General features: G+C 65.3%; 21 protein-coding genes. 16 read left to right on the forward strand and 5 right to left on the reverse strand.

What is annotated here, in order from left to right:
• Positions 1-6: 6 nt before the first annotated feature.
• Positions 7-834 carry a DUF4163 domain-containing protein gene (locus VSX79_RS11960; protein ID WP_326913453.1) on the reverse strand — a complete coding sequence of 276 codons (828 nt, stop codon included), beginning with the start codon at positions 832-834 and terminating at the stop codon, positions 7-9.
• Between the two features lie 55 nt (positions 835-889).
• On the opposite strand from VSX79_RS11960, the gene VSX79_RS11965 reads away from it, so the two are divergent.
• From VSX79_RS11965 to argC, 3 genes are all read left to right on the forward strand, one after another.
• Positions 890-2,293, forward strand: coding sequence for a leucyl aminopeptidase family protein (locus VSX79_RS11965; protein WP_326913454.1), 1,404 nt, complete (start codon positions 890-892; stop codon positions 2,291-2,293).
• 85 nt (positions 2,294-2,378) lie between these two features.
• Complete coding sequence (locus tag VSX79_RS11970; RefSeq protein ID WP_326913455.1) at positions 2,379-3,323, forward strand: C40 family peptidase; 945 nt, start codon at positions 2,379-2,381, stop codon at positions 3,321-3,323.
• Positions 3,324-3,325: 2 nt separating this feature from the next.
• A complete protein-coding gene (gene argC, locus VSX79_RS11975) occupies positions 3,326-4,243 on the forward strand; it encodes an N-acetyl-gamma-glutamyl-phosphate reductase (protein WP_179495178.1) in 918 nt (305 codons plus the stop codon).
• A gap of 3 nt (positions 4,244-4,246) precedes the next feature.
• Here the strand turns inward: argC and VSX79_RS11980 are convergent, their stop codons facing one another.
• Positions 4,247-4,462: a hypothetical protein gene (locus VSX79_RS11980; protein WP_179495176.1), complete on the reverse strand. Its 216-nt coding sequence runs from the start codon at positions 4,460-4,462 to the stop codon at positions 4,247-4,249.
• A 171-nt stretch (positions 4,463-4,633) separates the two neighbouring features.
• Here VSX79_RS11980 and VSX79_RS11985 point away from each other — a divergent pair, with 171 nt between their 5' ends.
• Positions 4,634-5,977 carry a PQQ-dependent sugar dehydrogenase gene (locus VSX79_RS11985; protein ID WP_179495174.1) on the forward strand — a complete coding sequence of 448 codons (1,344 nt, stop codon included), beginning with the start codon at positions 4,634-4,636 and terminating at the stop codon, positions 5,975-5,977.
• A 107-nt stretch (positions 5,978-6,084) separates the two neighbouring features.
• Here VSX79_RS11985 and dnaN read toward each other — a convergent pair whose 3' ends face one another.
• Positions 6,085-7,200 carry a DNA polymerase III subunit beta gene (gene dnaN, locus VSX79_RS11990; protein ID WP_326913456.1) on the reverse strand — a complete coding sequence of 372 codons (1,116 nt, stop codon included), beginning with the start codon at positions 7,198-7,200 and terminating at the stop codon, positions 6,085-6,087.
• A gap of 170 nt (positions 7,201-7,370) precedes the next feature.
• Between dnaN and VSX79_RS11995 the strand changes: the two genes are divergently transcribed.
• A complete protein-coding gene (locus VSX79_RS11995; RefSeq protein WP_326913457.1) occupies positions 7,371-7,868 on the forward strand; it encodes a hypothetical protein in 498 nt (165 codons plus the stop codon).
• Between the two features lie 6 nt (positions 7,869-7,874).
• Here the strand turns inward: VSX79_RS11995 and VSX79_RS12000 are convergent, their stop codons facing one another.
• The gene (locus tag VSX79_RS12000) at positions 7,875-8,756 is read right to left on the reverse strand and encodes a LysR family transcriptional regulator (RefSeq protein ID WP_179495167.1); all 882 of its coding nucleotides are present in this window, start codon (positions 8,754-8,756) and stop codon (positions 7,875-7,877) included.
• A 154-nt stretch (positions 8,757-8,910) separates the two neighbouring features.
• Between VSX79_RS12000 and VSX79_RS12005 the strand changes: the two genes are divergently transcribed.
• The 8 genes from VSX79_RS12005 to VSX79_RS12040 all read left to right on the forward strand — a co-directional run bounded on the left by VSX79_RS12005 (position 8,911) and on the right by VSX79_RS12040 (position 17,058).
• Positions 8,911-9,240, forward strand: a complete 330-nt coding sequence (locus VSX79_RS12005; RefSeq protein ID WP_179495165.1) for a UrcA family protein — start codon at positions 8,911-8,913, stop codon at positions 9,238-9,240.
• A gap of 186 nt (positions 9,241-9,426) precedes the next feature.
• Positions 9,427-11,586, forward strand: coding sequence for a prolyl oligopeptidase family serine peptidase (locus VSX79_RS12010; RefSeq protein ID WP_179495163.1), 2,160 nt, complete (start codon positions 9,427-9,429; stop codon positions 11,584-11,586).
• Positions 11,586-12,074: a GAF domain-containing protein gene (locus tag VSX79_RS12015; RefSeq protein WP_326913458.1), complete on the forward strand. Its 489-nt coding sequence runs from the start codon at positions 11,586-11,588 to the stop codon at positions 12,072-12,074. The genes VSX79_RS12010 and VSX79_RS12015 overlap by 1 nt, the downstream gene beginning before the upstream one ends.
• 114 nt (positions 12,075-12,188) lie before the next feature.
• Positions 12,189-13,016 carry a glycine zipper domain-containing protein gene (locus VSX79_RS12020; RefSeq protein WP_326913459.1) on the forward strand — a complete coding sequence of 276 codons (828 nt, stop codon included), beginning with the start codon at positions 12,189-12,191 and terminating at the stop codon, positions 13,014-13,016.
• Positions 13,017-13,206: 190 nt separating this feature from the next.
• Positions 13,207-13,740: a hypothetical protein gene (locus VSX79_RS12025; RefSeq protein ID WP_326913460.1), complete on the forward strand. Its 534-nt coding sequence runs from the start codon at positions 13,207-13,209 to the stop codon at positions 13,738-13,740.
• A 185-nt stretch (positions 13,741-13,925) separates the two neighbouring features.
• Positions 13,926-14,447 (forward strand): hypothetical protein, encoded by a 522-nt coding sequence (locus VSX79_RS12030; protein ID WP_179495148.1) that lies wholly within the window; start codon positions 13,926-13,928, stop codon positions 14,445-14,447.
• A gap of 161 nt (positions 14,448-14,608) precedes the next feature.
• Positions 14,609-16,459 carry a gamma-glutamyltransferase family protein gene (locus VSX79_RS12035; protein ID WP_179495146.1) on the forward strand — a complete coding sequence of 617 codons (1,851 nt, stop codon included), beginning with the start codon at positions 14,609-14,611 and terminating at the stop codon, positions 16,457-16,459.
• 164 nt (positions 16,460-16,623) lie between these two features.
• Positions 16,624-17,058 carry a PilZ domain-containing protein gene (locus VSX79_RS12040; protein ID WP_179495144.1) on the forward strand — a complete coding sequence of 145 codons (435 nt, stop codon included), beginning with the start codon at positions 16,624-16,626 and terminating at the stop codon, positions 17,056-17,058.
• Between the two features lie 15 nt (positions 17,059-17,073).
• Here VSX79_RS12040 and VSX79_RS12045 read toward each other — a convergent pair whose 3' ends face one another.
• On the reverse strand, positions 17,074-17,466 hold the full coding sequence (locus VSX79_RS12045) for a winged helix-turn-helix transcriptional regulator (RefSeq protein ID WP_179495142.1): 393 nt from the start codon (positions 17,464-17,466) through the stop codon (positions 17,074-17,076).
• A 117-nt stretch (positions 17,467-17,583) separates the two neighbouring features.
• On the opposite strand from VSX79_RS12045, the gene VSX79_RS12050 reads away from it, so the two are divergent.
• The 3 genes from VSX79_RS12050 (at position 17,584) to VSX79_RS12060 (ending at position 20,406) form a co-directional block, all read left to right on the forward strand.
• Positions 17,584-18,327 carry an SDR family oxidoreductase gene (locus VSX79_RS12050; RefSeq protein WP_326913461.1) on the forward strand — a complete coding sequence of 248 codons (744 nt, stop codon included), beginning with the start codon at positions 17,584-17,586 and terminating at the stop codon, positions 18,325-18,327.
• A 143-nt stretch (positions 18,328-18,470) separates the two neighbouring features.
• Complete coding sequence (gene rlmN, locus VSX79_RS12055) at positions 18,471-19,721, forward strand: 23S rRNA (adenine(2503)-C(2))-methyltransferase RlmN (RefSeq protein WP_179495138.1); 1,251 nt, start codon at positions 18,471-18,473, stop codon at positions 19,719-19,721.
• 226 nt (positions 19,722-19,947) lie between these two features.
• Entirely contained in the window at positions 19,948-20,406 is a 459-nt protein-coding gene (locus VSX79_RS12060; RefSeq protein WP_179495136.1) for an outer membrane protein, read from the forward strand.
• Positions 20,407-20,423 lie beyond the last annotated feature (17 nt).

Consider the following 20,423-nt stretch of genomic DNA (forward strand, 5'->3'; position numbering starts at 1 on the left):
TTCGGTTCAGTTGATGGGGAGGAAATCGCGCGCGAACTCGTCCTTCACGACCTTGACGAGCGCGCCGGTCATCGGGAGGTTCACCTTGTAACTTCCCTCGGCATAGGCGCCGATTTCATAGGGCGCGATCGCGACCGTCAGCCGGTCGAGATACCGCCCGTCCGACGAGCCGAGCCACACCGTCTGCGCCGACGCCGGCGGGCATTTGGCAAAGACGCTGTCGGGCGCCTCCTCGATCCCCTTCGCCGCCTTCGCGCGTTTGATCCCGGCGCAAAAGGCATCGCGGACTACGGCATCGAAGGCCGCGCTGCTCTGGAAAAGGTCGAGCGGCTTCATCTGCTTGCGCCGGTTGCGGTCCCAGATCAGCGTGTCGAAGGTCTGCATTCCGTGGGCGCCGCCCGAATAGGTTTCGATCTCCGCCGACAGGCTGAGGAAGCGCGGCGTGCTGGTGACGCGCTGCCACCTCTGGCGGTGGCTATGTTTGCGGTAAGGGTAGCCATCCTTCTCGGCCGCGTCCTTGTCGCGCCGTGCCGCCGCGATCAACGCTTCGCGTTTTGCCTCCCGGTCGCCGTCGAGCGCTTTCGCCAGCTCGGGAATCCGCGCCGCCTCCACGGGATAGGCATAGGCGAATTCGACCAGTTCGTCGCTTTCGCTGACGTTCGATGCCGCCGCATTCTTCGCGGCCTCATCGGCGGCGCCTTGCGGCGGCGCGCCGGGCACCGATGCCGCGGCGACCTTATCCGCCTTCGTCGGCCGGTCTTCGGAACAGCCCGCCAGCAGCAGCGCGCCGGCCAGGATCGGGATGGCGTTTCGCCAGGATGTGTCGATCGTCATGCCGACATAACGCCGGGAATCGACAAAATATCCCGGGCGGCTTAGCACGGCTCTCATGATCGACTATTCCGACCTGATCCAGCCCGACAAGGGACAGGATGCCCGCCCGATCCATCTCGTCGACAAAAAGGGCTATGACGAATGGCTGAAGAGCCGCAGTGCGCGCGAACGCGCCCATCTGGCTGCGGTCGGTTTCAAACCCGACGCATTCGTCCATGCGATCCTGCCGGGCGACGATCCCGAAAAATGGGCAGTCGTCACCGCCGTCGCGAACGTGGAGAGCCTGTCGGCCTGGTGCCTCGCCAAGCTGGGGCAAATCCTTCCCGAAGGCCGCTACCGCCTCGAAGGCCAGCAACCCGGCAAGGCGCTGTTCGGCTGGATGAGCGCGCAATATCGTTTCGACACCTATAAATCGAACGCACCGGCGAAAGGCCCGCGCGCCCTGCTCACAACCGACGTCGGCGCGATCGCGCCGATGTTGGCGGAGATGCGCGCGGTCGCGCTCGTCCGAAACCTCGTCAACACGCCCGCCGCCGACATGGGTCCCGCCGCGATCGAGAAAGAAGCCGAGCGCATCGCCAAGGCGCATGGCGGCAAGCTCAGCGTCACCAAGGGCGAGGCGCTCGAACAAGGCTATCCGATGATCCACGCGGTCGGGCGCGCGGCGGCGAAGCATCATGCGCCGCGGCTGATCGAGATCATATGGGGCAAGGAGGATCACCCGCGCGTCGCGCTGGTCGGCAAGGGGATTAGCTTCGACAGCGGCGGGCTTGACATCAAGCCTGCGGCAGGGATGCGGCTGATGAAAAAGGATATGGGCGGCGCGGCGCATGTGCTCGCGCTCGCCGAACTGGTGATGGCGAGCGGGCTGCCGGTGCGGCTTCACTGTCTGGTCGCGGCGGCCGAAAACGCGATTTCGGCGGACGCTTTCCGCCCCGGCGATGTGCTCAAGAGTCGCAAGGGTTTGACCGTCGAGATCGGCAATACCGACGCCGAGGGCCGGCTCGTGCTGGGGGACGCGCTGACGAAGGCCGGCGAAGCCAAGCCCGAGCTGATCGTCGATTTCGCGACGCTGACGGGCGCAGCACGCGTCGCGCTCGGCCCCGACCTGCCGCCGCTCTTCACGAACGACGACGATCTTGCCGAGGCGATGCTCGCAGGCGGGATCGAACGCGACGATCCCCTGTGGCGGATGCCGCTGTGGGATGGCTATGCCGACCTGCTCGAAACCGATATCGCCGACCTTGGCAATGCGGGCAGTTCGCCCTTCGCGGGGTCGATCACCGCGGCCTTGTTCCTGAAACGCTTCATCCCCGACGGGGTGGCTTGGGCGCATCTCGATACCTTCGCATGGCGTCCCTCGGCCAAGCCCGGACGCCCGAAGGGCGGCGCGGCGCTGGGGCTGCGCGCCGCATGGGCGATGCTCCAGACGCGCTACGACCGGCGTGCGAAAAGCTGAACATTCTTGATAATGGAGGTCCTGCTGGTCTAATGGCCCGCGATTGTCCGCGCTCGGCGGACCTCGGGTTTCATCGGGACGGCAAGTGACAGTAGACAGCGGCGAACATTCAGCGGCAAATCGCGTGCGCATGGGGCGCCCCGGCACGGTGGGTGCCGGCCGCGACCGGTTCGGCCTGACGGGAACTTCGCAAGCCTTCGATCCGCGCGTCGTGGCGATCCGCCCCGACCTTGCCGACATCGCTATCGCCGGCACGCATTTCGCCCCGCATTATGCTGCGCCGATGATGCGGAGCGGCGTCCTCCCCGCCGCATCGCTGCGCGCGTCCCCGTCGGTCGATGCCGACCAGACGAGTGAATTGCTGTTCGGCGAAGGCTTTGCCTTGCTCGATCTCACCGGCGGCTGGGCTTGGGGCTATTGCCTCGCCGACCATTATGTCGGCTATCTCGCGGCCGAAGCGCTTGCCGCACCGATCGCGCCGACCCACCGCGTCGAAATGATCGAAGCTATGCTCCACAGCGCACCCGACGCCGCGAGCGGCGGCCCCGCCGTCCTGCCGCGCGGCGCGCTGGTGATGGGCGAAGTCGAAGGCGAATGGCTCGCAACCTCGCACGGCTACCTGCCGCTGGCCGCGCTCGCCGAAGTCGGCGCGCTAGACCGCGATCCTGCCGAACTGGCGGAGCAGATGATCGGCACGCCCTACCTCTGGGGCGGGCGCACCGCGAAGGGCATCGATTGCTCGGGTCTCGTCCAGCTCGTCTGGGGCGCAGCGGGCGTCCAGTTGCCGCGCGACAGCGATTTACAGCTTGCCGCCCTCGGCGCCGACAAAGATGTCGGTCCTTCGGCGCTGGCGCGCGGCGACCTCGTCTTCTTTCCCGGCCATGTCGGCATCATGGCCGACGGGCAGAACATCATTCATGCCAGCCGACGATGGATGGCGGTGAAGGCGGAACCGCTGGCCGAGGTCGTCGCACGCTCGGCTGCCAAGGACCATGATCCGCCGGTGAGCGGATATAAAAGACTGCGATAATCATGACACAGACGGTTTTCATCGACGGCGCGGCGGGAACGACGGGCCTCGAAATCGCCGAGCGCCTCGCCGGGCGGAGCGAATTTTCGCTGATCGCGCTTGACGAGGCACGCCGCAAGGATGCCGCTGCGCGGCGCGAAGCGCTGAACGAGGCCGATTTCGTCATCCTCTGCCTGCCCGACGACGCGGCGCGCGAAGCGGTGGCGATGATCGGAAACGATCGCACGAAGGTCATCGACGCATCGACCGCGCATCGCGTCGCCGCCGGCTGGGCTTACGGCTTTCCCGAACTGAACGCCGGGCAGCGCGCAGCGATCGCCGCCTCCACGCGCGTCAGCAACCCCGGCTGCTATCCGACCGGCTTCCTCGCGCTCGTCGCGCCGCTGGTCGCGACGGGCATTGTTTCCGCCGACGCCCGGCTCAGCATCAATGCCGTGTCGGGCTATTCGGGCGGCGGCAAGGATCTGATCGCGCGGTTCGAGGCCGAACCCGACCTTGGCTTCCGCAGCTACGGCCTGTCGCTCGATCACAAGCATGTGCCCGAGATGCAAAAGGGCGCGGGTCTGGCGCATCCGCCGCTATTCGCGCCGGCCGTCGTCCCCGTCTATCGCGGGATGCTCGTCGAGGTGCCGCTGAGCTTCGACGCGCCGGCCGCCGACGCGGTCCTCGACACCCTCACCGCGCATTTCGACGGATCCGAATTGGTGACCGTGCGGCGCGGCGACGAGAGCGAACTGCTGCTCGGCAAGCATGACGAGGCGACCGACCGGATGGAACTGACCGTATTCGCCGATCCTGCGGGCCGGCAGTTGCGCCTCGTCGCGCGGCTCGACAATCTTGGCAAGGGCGCAAGCGGCGCCTGCGTCCAGAATCTCAACATCATGGCGGGATTGCCCGAAACTGCGGGCCTGCGGCTGTAAACCCTAATGCACCGTGTCGAGGACATCCTCGACCGACAAATAGGTGATCAGTCGCTCGATCTGGCGCCAGCGCGCGAAATGGACGTGATTGCCGAGCGCGCGATACTGCTCTGCGCGCGCCGCTGCCGCGAACCCGGCTTCCTCGCCATGCATCATGATCAGCGCATGGGCATCCTCGACCGCGGCGCGATCAGAAAGAAAGGGTGCTGGCAGAAACATCGGCTTCCTGGTCCGTTACTTGGACTCCCCTCCTACGCGCCGCGCCTCACCGCCCCGTTCCCAACCGTGATGAACGATCGGGTAAGGTTAATCGCAAGCCGTCGCCGGTTAACCCTTAACCCGCCTTCGCAACCCCTTTGACGCCGCGCGCCGCCCGTGTAGACAGGCCGCATGCGCAAGTTCCTGAAATATGCCGCCCTCGCCCTGCTGCTGCTGCTGATCGCTGGCGGCGTCACGCTCTACATCATGTCGCGGCCCGACGTGGCGCGCTTCTCGACCGCGGAACTCAGCGGCCGGGTGCCGGTGATGGCCTCGCAGCGCACCGAGACGTTCCCGACGATCAACGTTCCCGAGGCGACGAGCTGGGCTGCGGGCCAGGCGCCGCGCGTCGCGCAGGGGCTCACCGTCGCGCGCTTTGCCGAGGGTCTCGATCATCCGCGCACGATGCTGGTGCTGCCTAACGGCGATGTACTCGTCGCCGAATCGCAGAGCCCGCCGCGCAAGGACGGCGGCGTTCAGGGCGCGGTGATGAAGAATCTGATGGGCAAGGGCGGCGCGGGACGCCGTCCGTCGGCGAACCGCATCACCCTGCTCCGCGACGCCGATGGCGACGGCAAGGCCGAGGTGAAGACCGCCTATATCACCGGCCTAAACTCGCCCTATGGCATGGCCCTCGTCGGCGACACGCTCTATGTCGCCAACACCGATGCGCTGCTCGCCTTTCCTTATGCCGAAGGCGAGACGAAGATGAGCGGCAAGCCGGCGAAGGTCGTTGATCTGCCCGCCAAGGGAACCAACCGCCACTGGACCAAAAGCCTGGCCGCCGCGCCCAACGGCTGGCTCTACATCGGCGTCGGCGCCGATTCGAACATCGGCGAAGCGGGCATGAACCGCGAGTTCCGCCGTGCCAGCGTGCTCGAGGTGCGGCCCGAGAATAAATATATGCGCACCTTCGCCGCGGGCATCCGCAACCCCGTCGGTCTCGCCTTCTACCCCGGCTCCGACCGGCTGTGGACCGTCGTCAACGAACGCGACATGCTCGGCAGCGACCTTGTCCCCGACTATCTGACCGACCTCGACGAGGGCGATTTCTATGGCTGGCCCTGGTATTATTGGGGCGGCTTCATCGACCCGCGCGTCGCGCCCGAGGGCGAGGATCGCCGGCAATATGTGAAGCGCCCCGAATATGGCCTCGGCGCGCACACCGCCCCGCTCGGCATGACCTTTACGGACGGCCTCGACCTAGGTGAACGCTGGGCGAACGGCGCGCTGATCGCGCGCCACGGATCGTGGAACCGCGAGCCCGCGACGGGCTATGACGTCGTGTTCGTCAAGTTCGGCGCGAACGGCAAGCCCGCCGACGCGCTCCCGGTCACGCTGCTCGACCAGTTCCTCGGCAAGGACGGCGAAACCACCCGCGGCCGCCCGGCCGACGTCAAGGTTGCAAAGGACGGCAGCGCTCTCGTCGCCGACGATACCGGCGGGGTGATCTGGCGGGTTGCGAAGGCGGGTTGAGTCCGAAGAAAATATCGTCATTGCGAGCGCAGCGAAGCAATCCAGGGCGGTTTACGCCATTCTGGATTGCTTCGCTGCGCTCGCAATGAAGGGCTGCTGGCGCGGGATCAAACCCGCATCGGCATCAGCACATAGAGCGCCGGGCTCTTTTCGCTCTCGCGGATCAGCGTCGGGGCGTTGGCGTCGGCGAGGTGGAGCTCGACATTGTCGCCATCGACCTGGCCGAGGATGTCGCTCAAATAGCGGGCATTGAAACCGATCTCCATCGCCTCGCTGTCATAGGCGGCGGCCAGTTCTTCGGCCGCGGTCCCGTTCTCGGGGCTGGTGACGCTCAGCGTGATGCGGTCCTTGTCGAGCCCGACCTTGACCGCGCGGGTCTTTTCGCTGGCGATCGTCGAGACGCGATCGACGCCTTGGAACAGGCTCTTCGGATCGACCTTCAACAGCTTGTCGTTCGCGGTCGGGATGACGCGGCTGTAATCGGGGAAGGTGCCGTCGATCAGCTTCGAGGTGAGCACGGCATGGCCGAGCTGGAAACGGATCTTGCTGGCCGACAGGCTGATTTCGACATTGCCCTCGGCCTCGTCGAGCAGCTTGCGGATCTCACCGACGCATTTGCGGGGCACGATGACGTCGGGCATCGACGCGGCGCCGTCGGGGCGCGTGACCGTATAGCGCGCGAGGCGGTGGCCGTCGGTGGCCGCAGCCTTCAGCACCGGGCCGCTCGCATCCTCGGCGACGTGGAAGAAGATGCCGTTCAGATAATAGCGCGTTTCCTCGGTCGAGATGGCAAAGCGCGTCTTGTCGATGATCTGGATGAGCTCGGCGACGGGCAGCTCGAAATTGGTCGGCAGGTCGCCCTCGGCGATCACGGGGAAATCGTCGCGCGGCAGCGTCGGCAGGTTGAAGTTCGAGCGGCCGGCCTTGACCTGCATCTTGCCCTCGGCGGCGGCCAGGCTGACCTCCGACCCTTCGGGCAGTTTGCGCGCGATTTCAAAGAGCGTGTGCGCCGACACCGTCGTCGTACCCGGCGTTTCCACCTTCGCCGCGATCGTTTCGACGACCTGCAGGTCGAGGTCGGTCGCCATCAGTTTCAGTTGGCCCGACGCGTCGGCTTCGATCAGGACGTTCGAAAGGATCGGGATCGTGTTGCGCCGCTCGACCACCGACTGGACGTGGCCGAGGCTTTTCAACAACACTGCGCGTTCGATCGTCGCTTTCATTCTAAATCTGCCATCCCTGTGTTTCGCGGGAGAAGTCCCTTAGGGACAGACCATCGGAGGCGATTCGCGCCCCGATTCTGGCCCCTGAAAATGCCCACCTTCCTTAACGCAAGCATCGCGACGTGCAAGCCATGCTTGCAAAGCGGCAGCAATCGCGCGAACGAGGCGCGATGCGGCGGCGGGCCCTCCTTTTCCTGATTGCGGCGGCGACGCCCGGAGCGACGTTCGCCGCCGCTCCCGCCGCGCTCGGCATTTTCGACGGCTGGGGCGCCTTCCGCGATCCCGGAACGCCGCGTTGCTATGCCCTCGCCGCGCCCGCTGCGACGATAGGCACACCAAAAGTGAAAGCCTATGTCAGCGTCGGCTATTGGCCCAGCTCGCGCATCCGCGGCCAATTCTACGTCCGACTGTCAAAGGCGCGGGCGCCGCACCGCGAGTTGCGCCTGACGATCGGCAGCCGCCGCTTCATCCTGACCGGCAACGGCGCGCACGGCTGGGCAAGCGACGGCCGCATGGACGCCGCGATCGTCGCGGCGATGCGGTCGGCGCCGAGCATGAGCGTCGAGAGCGGCACGCCCGATGGCCGCGCGATCGCCGACACCTATCGCCTGCGCGGCGCCGCAACCGCGATCGACGCGGCGGCGCTGGGATGCGCGCGGCTGCGCTGAGGCCGCCTAGCCCCGACCCAGCTTCGCAAGTTCGGCGGCGAGAAAGTCGAGGACCAGCCGCACGCGGGGGACGTGGCGCAGCCGTTCGTGCGTGAGCAGCCACAGCCCCGTGGTATCTTCGCTCTTTGGCGGGATGCAGCGGATCAGATCGGCTTCGCGGTCGGCCAGGAAGGCCGGCAGGACAGTGAGGCCCATGCCCGCACGCACGCCGGCGAGCAGACCGGACGCGGTGTCATATCGCATCACGACCGACTCCTCGAGCCCATATTGGCGCAGCCAAGCCTGATAGGGTTCCCACACCCCGCCGCCACCGCCGATGAAGGGATGGGCGGCGAGTTCGTCGCGCGTGTGCGGAATGCCTTGCCGGTCCGCATAATCGCGGCTGCAATAGACCGTCCAAGGATTGTCCGCGATGCGCCGCCCGACGAGGCCCGCGCCCGTCGGCTGCTTGCTGCTGCGGATCGCGATGTCGGCGGCGCCGGCCGCAAGATCACGCGGTTCGTCCGACGTGTCGAGATCGATATGGATCGCCGGGTGCGCGGCGCGAAGGTCACGGAGGATCGGCGGCAGGATGGTCACCGCGAAGATTTCCATCGTCGTCAGACTGACCGTGCCGCCTGCATCGCGCGACCGCGCGCCCGCCGCCTCGCCGAAGCGGTCGGCGGCGTCGCGGACGGCCACCGCGCTCGCCAGCATCGCTTCGCCCACCGGGGTCAGCGTATAGCCCGCCTGCCTTCGCTCGAACAGGTTGAGACCCGTCGCCGCTTCCAGTGCGGCGATCCGCCGGGCCACGGTCGTCTGGCTGACGCGCAGCGCCTGCGCGGCGGACAAGGTACTGCCCGTTTCCGCCACCGCCAGAAAGGCCTTGAGGTCGTTCCAATCATACATGACGCCTTGTGCGCCATAATCGCCTCCGCCTCATTCTGCAATTTTGCAGAATGAGGCGGCAACATCGTTGCTCCTGTCGTTCGCGCCGATCGATTATCTGACGATTCCACCGGCTTCCTCCCCTCCTCCCCGAGCCGGACGATGGAGACAGAAGATGCAAAAGCTTATGATCCTCGCCGCCTTCGCCACGCTTTCGGCAGCCCAGCCCGCATCGGCGCAGGCGATTCCCGCGAACCCGAGCGTCGCCGTCGCGCACGGCGACCTCGACCTCAGGACCGAGGCGGGCACCAAGGCGCTCGACCGCCGGATCTGGCGCGCCGTCGTCGCGGTGTGCGGAACGGCGCCCGACTATGACCTCGAAGGAAAGAACGACGTGCGCGAGTGCCGCCGCGACACCCGGCGCGTCGCTGCCGCGCAGGCCGATCTGGCGATCGCCAGCGCGACGCGTGACCAGAAAATCCAGGTCAGTTCGATCCGCAAATAGCGTCCGGGCCCCTGTTGCAGGGCCCCGATAGCCGGGGCGGCGATCCGGGCACGGTCGCCGTCCCGGCGTGCTGTCCGGTTCGGCGACGATCCTGTAAGGATGGTGATCGAATCCCCTTGCCCGCCCCTTGCTGATCCTTACATACAGGCGCACGATAATTTCCTGGATGATTGAGGTCGCCTTGCCATGCCCCGTAAAAGCCTGTCCGCCCCGCTCGCGCTGGTTGCCCTCGCCATGACTCCGGCGGCAGCACAGGCGGCGGAAGCCGCGGCGGCGTCGGCGCCTGCCCCGATGCTCGCCTATCCCGATACGGCGCGCGGCGACACGGTCGAGCCGCAGTTCGGCGTCGACGTCGCCGATCCCTATCGCTGGCTGGAGGACGACGTTCGCGTCAATCCGGAGGTCGCCGACTGGGTGGCGGCGCAGAACAAGGTGACCGACGCCTATCTCGACACGCTGCCCGGCCGTGACGCGTTCAAGGCGCGGATGACCGAGCTTTACAATTACGAACGCTTCGGCCTGCCGACCAAGGCGGGAACGCGCTATTTCTACAGCCGCAACGACGGATTGCAGCCGCAATCGGTACTCTATGTCCGCGAAGGGCTGAAGGGCGAAGGCCGCGTGCTGATCGATCCCAATTTATGGGCCAAGGACGGCGCGACCGCGCTCGCCGAATGGAACCCGTCGGAGGACGGCAAGCATCTCCTCTATTCGGTGCAGGACGGCGGCACCGACTGGCGCATCGTGCGCGTCAAGGACGTCGCGACGGGGCAAGACCTGTCCGACGAGGTGCGCTGGGTCAAATTCTCAGGCCTCGATTGGGCCAAGGACGGCAGCGGCTTTTATTATTCGCGCTTCCCGGAGCCCGAGCAGGGCGAGGCATTCCAGTCATTGAACGAAAATCACAGCGTCTATTTCCACAAGCTCGGCACGCCGCAGAGCGAGGATGTGCTGATCCACGCGACCCCGGACAAGCCCAAGCTGAATAACAGCGCGGTCGTCACCGATGACGGCAAATATCTGCTCGTCATCTCGTCCGAGGGGACCGACGAACGCTATGGACTGACGCTCCATCCGCTCGGCAAGCGCGGCGCGAAGCCGATTACCCTCGTCGATGATTTTGCGAATAACTGGGAATATGTGACCAACGCGGGCACGCGCTTCACTTTCCTGACCAACAAGGGGGCGCCGCGCGGACGGATCGTCTCGTTCGACATCAAAAAGCCCGGCGAACTGACGCAGCTGGTCGGCGAGAATGACGCGACGCTGGTCGGCGCGTCGCGCGTCGGGGACCGCATCATCCTTTCCTACCTCGGCGATGCGAAGTCGGAGGCGCGAATGGTCGCGCTCGACGGCAAGCCGGTCGCGAACATCCAGCTCGCCGACATCGGCGCCGCATCGGGCTTCGGCGGCAAGTCGAGCGATCCCGAAACCTTCTACGCCTTTTCGAGCTATGCGCGGCCGACCACGATCTATCGCTTCGACACGCAGACCGGGAAGAGCGAGATTTTCGCGGAGCCCAAACTGACCTTCAAGCCCGCCGACTTCAGCGTCGAGCAGCGCTTCTATAAATCGAAGGACGGCACCGAAGTGCCGATGTTCATCGTGATGAAAAAGGGCCTCGAGCGCAGCAAGGGCTCGCCGACGCTTCTCTATGGCTATGGCGGGTTCAACGTGTCGATGACGCCGGCCTTTTCGCCGACGCGGCTCGCCTGGGTCGACAAGGGCGGCGTGCTCGCGATCGCGAACCTGCGCGGCGGCGGCGAATATGGGAAGGCATGGCACGATGCCGGCCGGCTGGACAAGAAGCAGAATGTCTTCGACGATTTCATCGCCGCGGGCGAATATCTGATCGCGCAAGGCATCGCGAGCAAGGGTCAGATCGCGATCGAGGGCGGGTCGAACGGCGGCCTGCTCGTCGGCGCAGTCACCAACCAGCGCCCCGACCTCTTCGCCGCGGCGCTGCCCGCGGTCGGCGTCATGGACATGCTGCGCTTCGACCGCTTCACTGCGGGGCGCTATTGGGTCGACGATTATGGCTATCCGTCGAAGGAAGACGATTTCAAAAACCTGCTCGGCTATTCGCCCTATCACAATATCAGGGATGGCGTTTCCTATCCGGCCGTGCTCGTGACCACCGCCGACACCGACGATCGCGTCGTGCCGGGGCACAGCTTCAAATATACCGCCGCGCTCCAGCATGCGAAGGCGGGTGACAAGCCGCACCTGATCCGCGTCGAAACGCGCGCGGGCCACGGCAGCGGCAAGCCGACCGACAAGATCATCGCCGAAGCCGCCGACAAATATGCCTTTGCGGCGAAATGGACCGGACTGGACGTCGAATAATGCCCTATACTCTCGCCTTCACCGCCATCGATCCCGCCGAACGCTGGGCCGAGGCGAGCGACGCCGCCACGGCGCTCGTTGCGGGCGAGCGCGACGGCATCGCCAATATGGCGAATATCGCGGCGCTGATCTGGCAGGCGATCCCGGACCTCAACTGGGCGGGCTTCTATCGTTTCGACGGGACCGAACTTGTCCTCGGCCCCTTTCAGGGCAAGGCCGCGTGCATCCGTATCGCGCTCGACAAGGGCGTGTGCGGCGCGGCCGCTCGGCTTCGCGCGACGCAGCGGGTGGAGGATGTCCACGCCTTTCCCGGCCATATCGCGTGCGATGCCGACAGCCGTAGCGAGCTTGTCGTCCCGGTAATCGCAAACGACCGGCTGGTCGGCGTGCTCGACCTCGACAGCCCGCTCCCGGCGCGCTTCACCGCCGCCGATCAGGCGGGTGCCGAGGCACTGGTGGCACGCATAGCGGCATCACTCGCCGGCTGAACCCGCCCCAAATCGGGACAGATACTTCACGGTTAACGGATTCGCGAACAGACGCCATTTTTGCTAACAAGTTGTTAACCAATCGGTTCGGGCCGAGGGAACAGGGAGCAAATCATGCGCACGTTCGTGTTGTTGGGGCTGGCCGCGGGGTCGTTGTTACTGGCGGGCCATGCGCGCGCCGAACAACCGGCGCTCGACTATGGCGTTCCCGCCGATCCCGATACACGCGTCTACACCGGCTATCCCGACCGCGTGCCGAGCGAGGTGGAATATCGCCGCGTCGATGGCAGCTATGACGCCGAGGGTCGCTGGACCGGTACCTGGGACGGCACTTACGAAGCGCCCGACGGACGTCGTTACGAAGGCCGGTACGAGGGCACGATAGAGGGGCATGGCGCCGGCTATCCGCCGCCACCTGCCTATGATCCATATTATAGCGGCGGGTACGACCCGCATTATGAAGCGGAGATGGAACGCCGCTGTGGCCGGGGGGGCACAGTGGGCGGCGCGGTTGTCGGCGGGCTCGTGGGGGGCATCGCCGGCAACCGCATTGCCGGGCGCGGCGACCGCGCCGCGGGCACGCTGATCGGCGCCGGAGTCGGCGCGCTCGCCGGCTCGGCAGTCGGAAGCGCCGCGGACAAGCGGAAATGCGACGAATGGTGGTCGAGCCGCAGCGCTCGCTATCAAGGCGCCCATTATCAGGGCGGTTATGGCCCCAGCGGCTATTCGACCACCTACCGGCATGGCGGTTATGGTTATAGCTATGGTTATTATACGCCCGGCGTCGTCGTCACGACGATCATCAACGGACCGCCGATCGTGACCGAGACGGTCGAGACATCGACGCGTACCTATTATGAAAATGTCCCGGTGCGGAAACGCTATGTGGCGAAGAAGAAATGGAAGCCGAAACCCAAGCCGGTGCTGCGCTGCGTGTGCTGAGAGTCAAGGAATAGGTCTGGTCACCTATAACTGGTCCCAAGGCCCGTCATCCACCGGATGGCGGGCCTTTTTCATGGGACTCGCCTCGCCTTGCGACAGCAACGGTTCACCGCCGCGAAAGCATCGCGCGCCTAGCATGACCATATGCGAGCCGGACCGTCCGGAGCTCGCCACAGGGGAGTTTCCCTCAATGCGCAAACTGACCAGCCTTGCGACCGCGGCCGCAATCGTCCTGACCTCGGTCGGCTTCAGTGCGACACCCGCCGAAGCGCGCGGGCGCCATGGCGGCTGGGGCTATCGCCATCACGACCGGATCAGCACCGGCGACGTGCTCGGCGGGCTGCTGATCATCGGGACGATCGCCGCGATCGCCAGCGCCGCGAGCAAGGACCGGCGCGAGCGGGCGCCCGATTACCGGTACGATCCGCCATATCGGGAAGACGAGCGATATGAGGTGCCCCGTTACGAACCCGACTCTCAGGACGACGACGCAACGCGCGGCGCTTATGGCCGGAGCGAAACCGAAAGCCGCGCCGCCGACGCATGCAGCTGGGCGGTCGAAGGCGAGATGGGCAATGACGCGCGCGTCGACAGCATCACCGGAGCCGAATCCAACAACGGCGGCTGGTATGTCACCGGCACGGCTTCGCGCCTTGGCGGCGAGGTACGGAGCTTCGGCTGCAGCTATCAAAACGGTCGCGTCGTCGATGTCAGTTTCGGCTGACCGGATCGAGGACCGGCAATAGGCCTCTCGCCCGCGGCGAGGGGCCTTTTCCTTTATGAACGCCAGCAAAACCCAGGCTGAACGCCAGATAAGCACCCAGTTCAGGGCCGCGTCACCGCCGAATCGGTAAACCATCCTCAACAGGCCGCGACACGCCGCCTGCGCTTGTTTGAGGAGACCGAACCATGGCTATCAAGACGAACCTTACCAGGGCCGCAGTTGGTGCGGCCACCGCCGGCGCGATGCTGATGAGCGCCGCCCCCGCCGCCGCGCGCGACCGTTATGATCGCGACGGCATCAGCGCAGGCGAAATCATCGCCGGCGCCGTCGTGCTCGGCGGCCTCGCGGCGATCTTGTCGAGCAACAACGACCGCTATGACCGCTACGACGACCGTTATCGCGGCCGATATAACGACCCGCGCTACGGCTATGGCTATGACTATAACCGTTATGGCAACAGCCGCAGCGCAGTCGGTCAGTGCGTCAACGCCGTCGAGCGCGGCAGCCGCCGCTATGGCCGCACCGACGTCACCCAGGTGACGGACATCGACCGCAAGCGCGACGGCTATCGCGTCAAGGGCCGCGTGGTCGTCAATGACGGCTGGCGGGGCCGCTGGGGTCGCGGCGGGTCGTATGACAAGGGCAAGTTCACCTGCGACATCCGCTATGGCCGCATTCACGACATTCGCTTCTCGGGCCTGCGCTAACATCCCGGCAAGTTGACAATCGGCCCGCCTGTGCCCCGGCACGGGCGGGCTTTTTGTTGGCGCGGGATCGCCCTGTCGCCATCGACGGATATCGAATCCGACCTTGCCATCGCGCGCACATCCCGCAAAAGTAGGCTTTTTTGTCAAAGGGATCTGAGCCCATGCGCCGCCGTACACTCCTTGCCGCCGTTCCGGCCGCCGCGCTGTTGCCGACCGCAAGCTTCGCAGAGGGCACGAAACCCAAGCCAGCGCCCGCCGCGCCCAAGACGAACGCTTCGACGCCGCCGGTCTGGGAAGCGGGCGCCGACCGGTTCCTGCGACCCGACGTCCAAAGCGGTGACCGCCCGGTCGGTGCGAGCTTCGCATCGCGCACGGCCGCTTATGGTCTCAGCGGCGCGGCGGGCACCGCACACCCGCTCGCGACACAGGCGGGGATCGACATATTGAAACGCGGCGGGTCGGCGGTCGATGCGGCGATCGCGATCAACGCGTGCCTCGGGCTGCTCGAACCCACCGCGAACGGCATCGGCGGCGACGTCTATGCGATGATCTGGGACCCGAAGGCGAAGAAGCTCGCGGGCCTCGCCGGATCGGGCAAGAGCCCGCGCGGGCTCGACCTCGCGACGGTGCGGTCGCGCGCCAAGGGCGGCACGCTGCCCGCCTATGGCGCGATCAGCGTGTCGGTGCCGGGCACGGTCGACGGCTGGTGGACGATGCACCAGCGTTACGGCAAGCTGCCGTGGAAGGATTTGTTCGAGCCCGTCATCGCGCATGCGGAAGCGGGTGCGCCGGTGCCCGACATGATCGCTTATTATATCCGCCGCAGCCTCGCGGGCTTCCGCCAGCCGGGTCGCGGGATCGAAGAGGTCGACAATGCGCTGCGCACCTATGGGCTCGGCGACGGCAAGGGCCCCGCGGCGGGGCAGGTCTTCCGCAATCCCGACCTCGCACGCACCTTCCGCCTGATTGCCGAGGGCGGGCGCGACGCCTTTTACGAAGGCGAAATCGCGCGGACGATCGACGCCTATTTCAAGCGGATCGGCGGCTGGCTACGCTACGAGGATCTCGCCGCGCATCGATCCGAATGGATCGAGCCGCACAAGACCGGCTATCGCGGCACCGACGTCTATGCGCTCGGCGCCAACACGCAGGGCATCGCGACCCTGCAGATGCTCAACATCCTCGAGCAGTTCGACCTGAAAGGCGCCGGCTTTCAGTCGGCGCTGTCGATCCATTTGCAGGCCGAGGCGAAACGCCTCGCCTATGAGGACCGCGCGCGATATTATGCCGATCCGCACTTTGCCAACGTGCCGGTGGAATGGCTGATTTCGAAGGATTATGCCGCCGAACGCGCGAAGCTGATCCGCCCCGACCGCCTGCTCACCCCCGTGCATCCGGGACAAGCGCCGAGCCGCGGCGACACCACCTATTTCAGCTGCGCCGACAAGGACGGGATGATGGTGTCGATGATCCAGTCGAACTTCCGCGGCATGGGGTCGGGTCTCGTTGCCGACGGGCTGGGCTTCATGTTCCAGGATCGTGGGCAACTGTTCAGTCTGCAGGATGGGCATCCGAACATCTATGCGCCCGGCAAGCGGCCGTTCCAGACGATCATTCCGGGCTTTGCGGCGCGCGGGGATGTGCCGTGGATGAGCTTCGGGGTGATGGGCGGCGACATGCAGCCGCAAGGACAGGCGCAGATCGTCATCAATCGCGTCGATTACGGGCTCGAGATCCAGGCCGCTGGCGACTCGCCGCGCTGGCATCATGAAGGGTCGTCCGAATCGATGGGCGAGGATTCGCCCGGTCTCGGCGCGGCCGGCTTGCTGCGACTCGAAAACGGCGTTCCCGACGCAAGCCGCCGCAAGCTCGCCGATATCGGGTGGACATTGGGCGAGTCCGACGGGGGCTTTGGACGCTATCAGTGCGTCGAGCATCGCACGGACGGCGACACGCGCGTATATGCGGCGGCGAGCGAGATGCGCGCCGACGGGTGTGCGCTGGCCTATTGAACCCAAGCGGGCGACGGGCGGCGCTCGTTCCCGCCGGCCAAATATTCCGCGTAATTATCAAACACGATATACGAAAATTTACCTTCCCTGTTTAGGACTGGTGCTTGGGACCAATAAGATAACCGTCCGAGGTGGGAATCGGGCGGCAGATATTTGAGTCGCGCATGTCGAATCCCGAGGCTTCCCCTGCCTCACCGGCCCCCGATGAAAAGCGCCAGCCGCGGCAGTCGCGTCTGGTCAAGGCGGCGCTCGCCTGTCAGAGGCTGGGCCGGTTCGATGTCACCCTTCGCAATGTCTCGCTGACCGGAGTTGGTGGACAGGGCCCTCATATATTGCAGATCGGCGAGCGGATGACGCTGTTCCTGCCCGGCCACGAACCGATGATGGGCACGGTACGCTGGGTTGCCGGAACGCGTTTCGGCCTTCAGACCGACCGCGAAATCCAGACCATGCGCCTGCGCGCCGCGCATAACGATACGATCGTCGCCGCCGACAGCAGGGCCGATTTCCAGATCGTGCCGCCACCACGCGTCGACACCTGGCGCCCCGGGCTCACCCGTGCAACCGGCGTGCCGGGACAGTTCGGGCGCAAGGGGTAGAGCACCGCCCTTCCTTCACCCGCGCGAATCAAAGGCCGACCGGGCCTTTTCGATCCGTTCGAGATTGGTCTCTGCCCAGATCCAGACCCCGCAAAAAGCCTCGCCCAGACTATGCCCCAGATCGGTCAGGCAATATTCGACCTTCGGCGGAACGACCGGATGGACCGTCCGGACCAGCAGGCCATCGCGTTCCATCGCGCGCAAGGTCTGGGTCAGCATCTTCTGGCTGATCCCCGGAACGAGCCGCGACAATTCGGTGAAGCGGCAGGTTCCACGATCCTCCAGCTCTTCGAGAACGAGTAGAGTCCATTTGTCGGCGACTCGGCCGATGAGCTCGTTGACGAGCGTTTCGACGCGCGGGTCGATCGGCGCGTGCGGATCATATGAAATTTTTTCGGGCATAGGCATAGCGGAAAATCCAAAACTCTCTTTCTGGTAACTATGGCACTTTCGGGTGCCTTCTTTCTTTTGGAGAGTGTAGGGATATCTAGACAGTCCTTCCCCCTCTGCAAAGGACGAAAGACCATGAAGACGACGGGCAACACCATCCTTGTCACCGGCGGCGGCTCGGGCATCGGGCTCGCACTCGCGCGGCGCTGGCACGACGCCGGCAACAATGTCATCATCACCGGGCGCAACACCGCGAAACTCGACGCTGCGATCGCAGGACGGCCGAATATGGCGGCAGTCTCGCTCGACGTCACCGACGCCGATGCGATCGCCGCCTTCGCGAAGGAGATCGTCGCCAAACATCCCGGCCTCAATGTGCTGGTCAACAATGCCGGCATCATGAGCGCCGAAGACGCGAGCGCGAAGCGCGACCTGACAGAGGCTGAAGCGACAGTCGTGACCAACATCCTCGGGCCGATCCGGCTGACCGACGCACTCGTCGATCATCTGGCGGCGCAAGCGGACAGCGCGATCGTCAATGTGACGTCGGGGCTCGCCTTCGTGCCCTTTCCCAAAGCGCCGACCTATTCGGCGACCAAGGCCGCGATGCACAGCTATTCGGTCGCGCTGCGCATCCAGCTCGCGGGCAAGGTCGAGGTGATCGAGTTGGCGCCGCCCGCGGTGCGCACCGACCTGACCCCCGGCCAGTCGACGCGCGAGGGCTATATGCCGCTCGACGATTTCGCCGACGAGGTGATGGCGCTGTTTGCGATCGAACCGACGCCCGAGGAAATCCTCGTCCAGAACGTGCTGCCGCTGCGCAATGCCGAGGCGAACGGCAGCGTGCCGCAGGTGCTGGCGATGCTGAAGAATCTATAACTCCGCCTTCATATCGTCACTGCGAGCGTAGCGAAGCAATCCAGAGCAGCCTTGCGCCGCGCTGGATTGCCTCGCTACGCTCCTCGCAATGACAAGCGTGAGAATTGCGCTTTTCCCCCTTCCCCACTATATGGCCGCGCATCATGCAGATTCCCGGCCATATCGATCCCGTCACGACGGGCACTGTCCCGCTGCGCGGCGGCAACCGCATCGACCTCGTCGGGCTGACGCGCGATGCCATCCGCGCTGAGCTGGTCGAGGCCGGACTCGATGCCAAGGCGGCCAAGCTGCGCGCAAAGCAAATCTGGCATTGGATCTATCACCGCGGCGTCACCGATTTCGAGGCGATGACCGACATTGCCAAGACGATGCGCCCCTGGCTCACCGACCGCTTCATCATCGGGCGCCCGACGGTGCGCGAGGCGCAGGTGTCGAGCGACGGCACGCGCAAATGGCTGCTCGCGGCCGCCGACGGCCAGGAATATGAGATGGTCTTCATCCCCGATGCCGATCGGGGAACGCTCTGTGTATCGAGCCAGGTCGGCTGCACGCTCAATTGCCGCTTCTGCCACACCGGCACGATGCGCCTCGTGCGCAACCTCGGCGCGGGCGAAATCGTCGGGCAGGTCCTGCTGGCGCGCGACGCGCTCGGCGAATGGCCCAAAGGCACGATGGCGGGGTTTGGCGCCGACCCCGAAGATGTGGACGCCGACGATGACGCAGTCGGCCATTACACCGCCGACGGCCGCATGCTCACCAACATCGTGATGATGGGTATGGGCGAGCCGCTCTATAATTTCGACGAGGTCAAGGGCGCGCTAAAGATTGTGATGGACGGCGACGGGCTCGCGCTGTCGAAGCGGCGCATCACGCTATCGACCAGCGGCGTGGTGCCGATGATGGCGCGCGCGGGCGAAGAGATCGGCGTCAACCTGGCCGTTTCGCTCCACGCGGTGAGCAAGGAAGTGCGCGACGAAATCGTGCCACTCAACCGCAAATATGGCATCGAGGAACTGCTGCAGGCGTGCGCCGACTATCCGGGCGCGAACAATGCACGGCGCATCACGTTCGAATATGTGATGCTGAAGGACAAGAATGACAGCGACGCGGATGCGCGCGAACTCGTCCGGCTGATCAAACACTATGATCTGCCGGCAAAGGTCAATCTGATCCCCTTCAACCCCTGGCCCGGCGCACCCTATGAATGCTCGAGCCCCGAGCGAGTGCGCGCGTTCAGCAACCTGATCTTCAAGGCCGGAATTTCCGCGCCGGTGCGTACCCCGCGCGGGCGCGACATCATGGCGGCGTGCGGGCAATTGAAGAGCGCCGCGACCAAGCCCACGCGCGCCGAACTCGACCGTATTGCCGAGGAAAAGCAGGCCGCGCTCGGCTGATCGCGCAAGCTGCGCGTTATTATCACTGCAAAATACCCTCAGAAATCCGTCCTTTTCAGGGCGCGATCCTGCATAGCTATTCTATACCGTGTGGTAAAAATAACACAGGTAAGAAAATTGTCATATTCTGAACGATCCGTTCATTGCAGCGACAGCCGCGAACCCCATTTAGGGGCCGGGCCGCGACCCAAAGGGCGTAGGCCTGATTTGATTGAAGGAACGAAAAATGAAAAAATTCGCAGTTGCAGCCGCTCTCCTCTCCGCTGTCGTTGCCACCCCCGCCCTTGCGGCCCCCGCCGGCGAAGGCCGCGTGGAAGTTCGCGGCGGCCTGATCACCGGCAATGGCCAGGACGAAGGCACGGCCGGCCTCGCCGCCGGTTATGACTTCGACCTCGGCAGCTCGACCTTCGTCGGTGCCGAAATCGCGGGCGACAAGGTGCTCGTCGATGGCGCGAACGTCCAGTTCTCGGCCGGCGGCCGCGTTGGCGCCAAGATCGGTGCCAACGGCAAGCTCTACGCCACCGGCGGCTACACCTTCGGCGACGTCGACGATCCGTACGTCGGTGCCGGCTACCAGCACAAGCTGACCCAGAACGTCTATGCCAAGGGCGAATATCGTCACCAGTTCATCGACAATTTCGGTGACTTCGACACCTTCGTCGCCGGCATCGGTTTCGCTTTCTGATCCTTCGGAACAGCGAA

The organism is Sphingopyxis chilensis, from assembly GCF_035930445.1.
GTDB classification, from domain to species: Bacteria; Pseudomonadota; Alphaproteobacteria; order Sphingomonadales; family Sphingomonadaceae; genus Sphingopyxis; species Sphingopyxis chilensis.

What these genes read in the sequence shown, in the direction of transcription:
- VSX79_RS11960 (WP_326913453.1), bottom strand. Translation starts at nt 834, where the DNA reads ATGACGATCGACACATCCTGGCGAAACGCCATCCCGATCCTGGCCGGC.
- VSX79_RS11965 (WP_326913454.1), top strand. Translation starts at nt 890, where the DNA reads ATGATCGACTATTCCGACCTGATCCAGCCCGACAAGGGACAGGATGCC.
- argC (WP_179495178.1), top strand. Translation starts at nt 3,326, where the DNA reads ATGACACAGACGGTTTTCATCGACGGCGCGGCGGGAACGACGGGCCTC.
- VSX79_RS11980 (WP_179495176.1), bottom strand. Translation starts at nt 4,462, where the DNA reads ATGTTTCTGCCAGCACCCTTTCTTTCTGATCGCGCCGCGGTCGAGGAT.
- VSX79_RS11985 (WP_179495174.1), top strand. Translation starts at nt 4,634, where the DNA reads ATGCGCAAGTTCCTGAAATATGCCGCCCTCGCCCTGCTGCTGCTGCTG.
- dnaN (WP_326913456.1), bottom strand. Translation starts at nt 7,200, where the DNA reads ATGAAAGCGACGATCGAACGCGCAGTGTTGTTGAAAAGCCTCGGCCAC.
- VSX79_RS11995 (WP_326913457.1), top strand. Translation starts at nt 7,371, where the DNA reads ATGCGGCGGCGGGCCCTCCTTTTCCTGATTGCGGCGGCGACGCCCGGA.
- VSX79_RS12000 (WP_179495167.1), bottom strand. Translation starts at nt 8,756, where the DNA reads ATGTATGATTGGAACGACCTCAAGGCCTTTCTGGCGGTGGCGGAAACG.
- VSX79_RS12005 (WP_179495165.1), top strand. Translation starts at nt 8,911, where the DNA reads ATGCAAAAGCTTATGATCCTCGCCGCCTTCGCCACGCTTTCGGCAGCC.
- VSX79_RS12010 (WP_179495163.1), top strand. Translation starts at nt 9,427, where the DNA reads ATGCCCCGTAAAAGCCTGTCCGCCCCGCTCGCGCTGGTTGCCCTCGCC.
- VSX79_RS12015 (WP_326913458.1), top strand. Translation starts at nt 11,586, where the DNA reads ATGCCCTATACTCTCGCCTTCACCGCCATCGATCCCGCCGAACGCTGG.
- VSX79_RS12020 (WP_326913459.1), top strand. Translation starts at nt 12,189, where the DNA reads ATGCGCACGTTCGTGTTGTTGGGGCTGGCCGCGGGGTCGTTGTTACTG.
- VSX79_RS12025 (WP_326913460.1), top strand. Translation starts at nt 13,207, where the DNA reads ATGCGCAAACTGACCAGCCTTGCGACCGCGGCCGCAATCGTCCTGACC.
- VSX79_RS12030 (WP_179495148.1), top strand. Translation starts at nt 13,926, where the DNA reads ATGGCTATCAAGACGAACCTTACCAGGGCCGCAGTTGGTGCGGCCACC.
- VSX79_RS12035 (WP_179495146.1), top strand. Translation starts at nt 14,609, where the DNA reads ATGCGCCGCCGTACACTCCTTGCCGCCGTTCCGGCCGCCGCGCTGTTG.
- VSX79_RS12040 (WP_179495144.1), top strand. Translation starts at nt 16,624, where the DNA reads ATGTCGAATCCCGAGGCTTCCCCTGCCTCACCGGCCCCCGATGAAAAG.
- VSX79_RS12045 (WP_179495142.1), bottom strand. Translation starts at nt 17,466, where the DNA reads ATGCCTATGCCCGAAAAAATTTCATATGATCCGCACGCGCCGATCGAC.
- VSX79_RS12050 (WP_326913461.1), top strand. Translation starts at nt 17,584, where the DNA reads ATGAAGACGACGGGCAACACCATCCTTGTCACCGGCGGCGGCTCGGGC.
- rlmN (WP_179495138.1), top strand. Translation starts at nt 18,471, where the DNA reads ATGCAGATTCCCGGCCATATCGATCCCGTCACGACGGGCACTGTCCCG.
- VSX79_RS12060 (WP_179495136.1), top strand. Translation starts at nt 19,948, where the DNA reads ATGAAAAAATTCGCAGTTGCAGCCGCTCTCCTCTCCGCTGTCGTTGCC.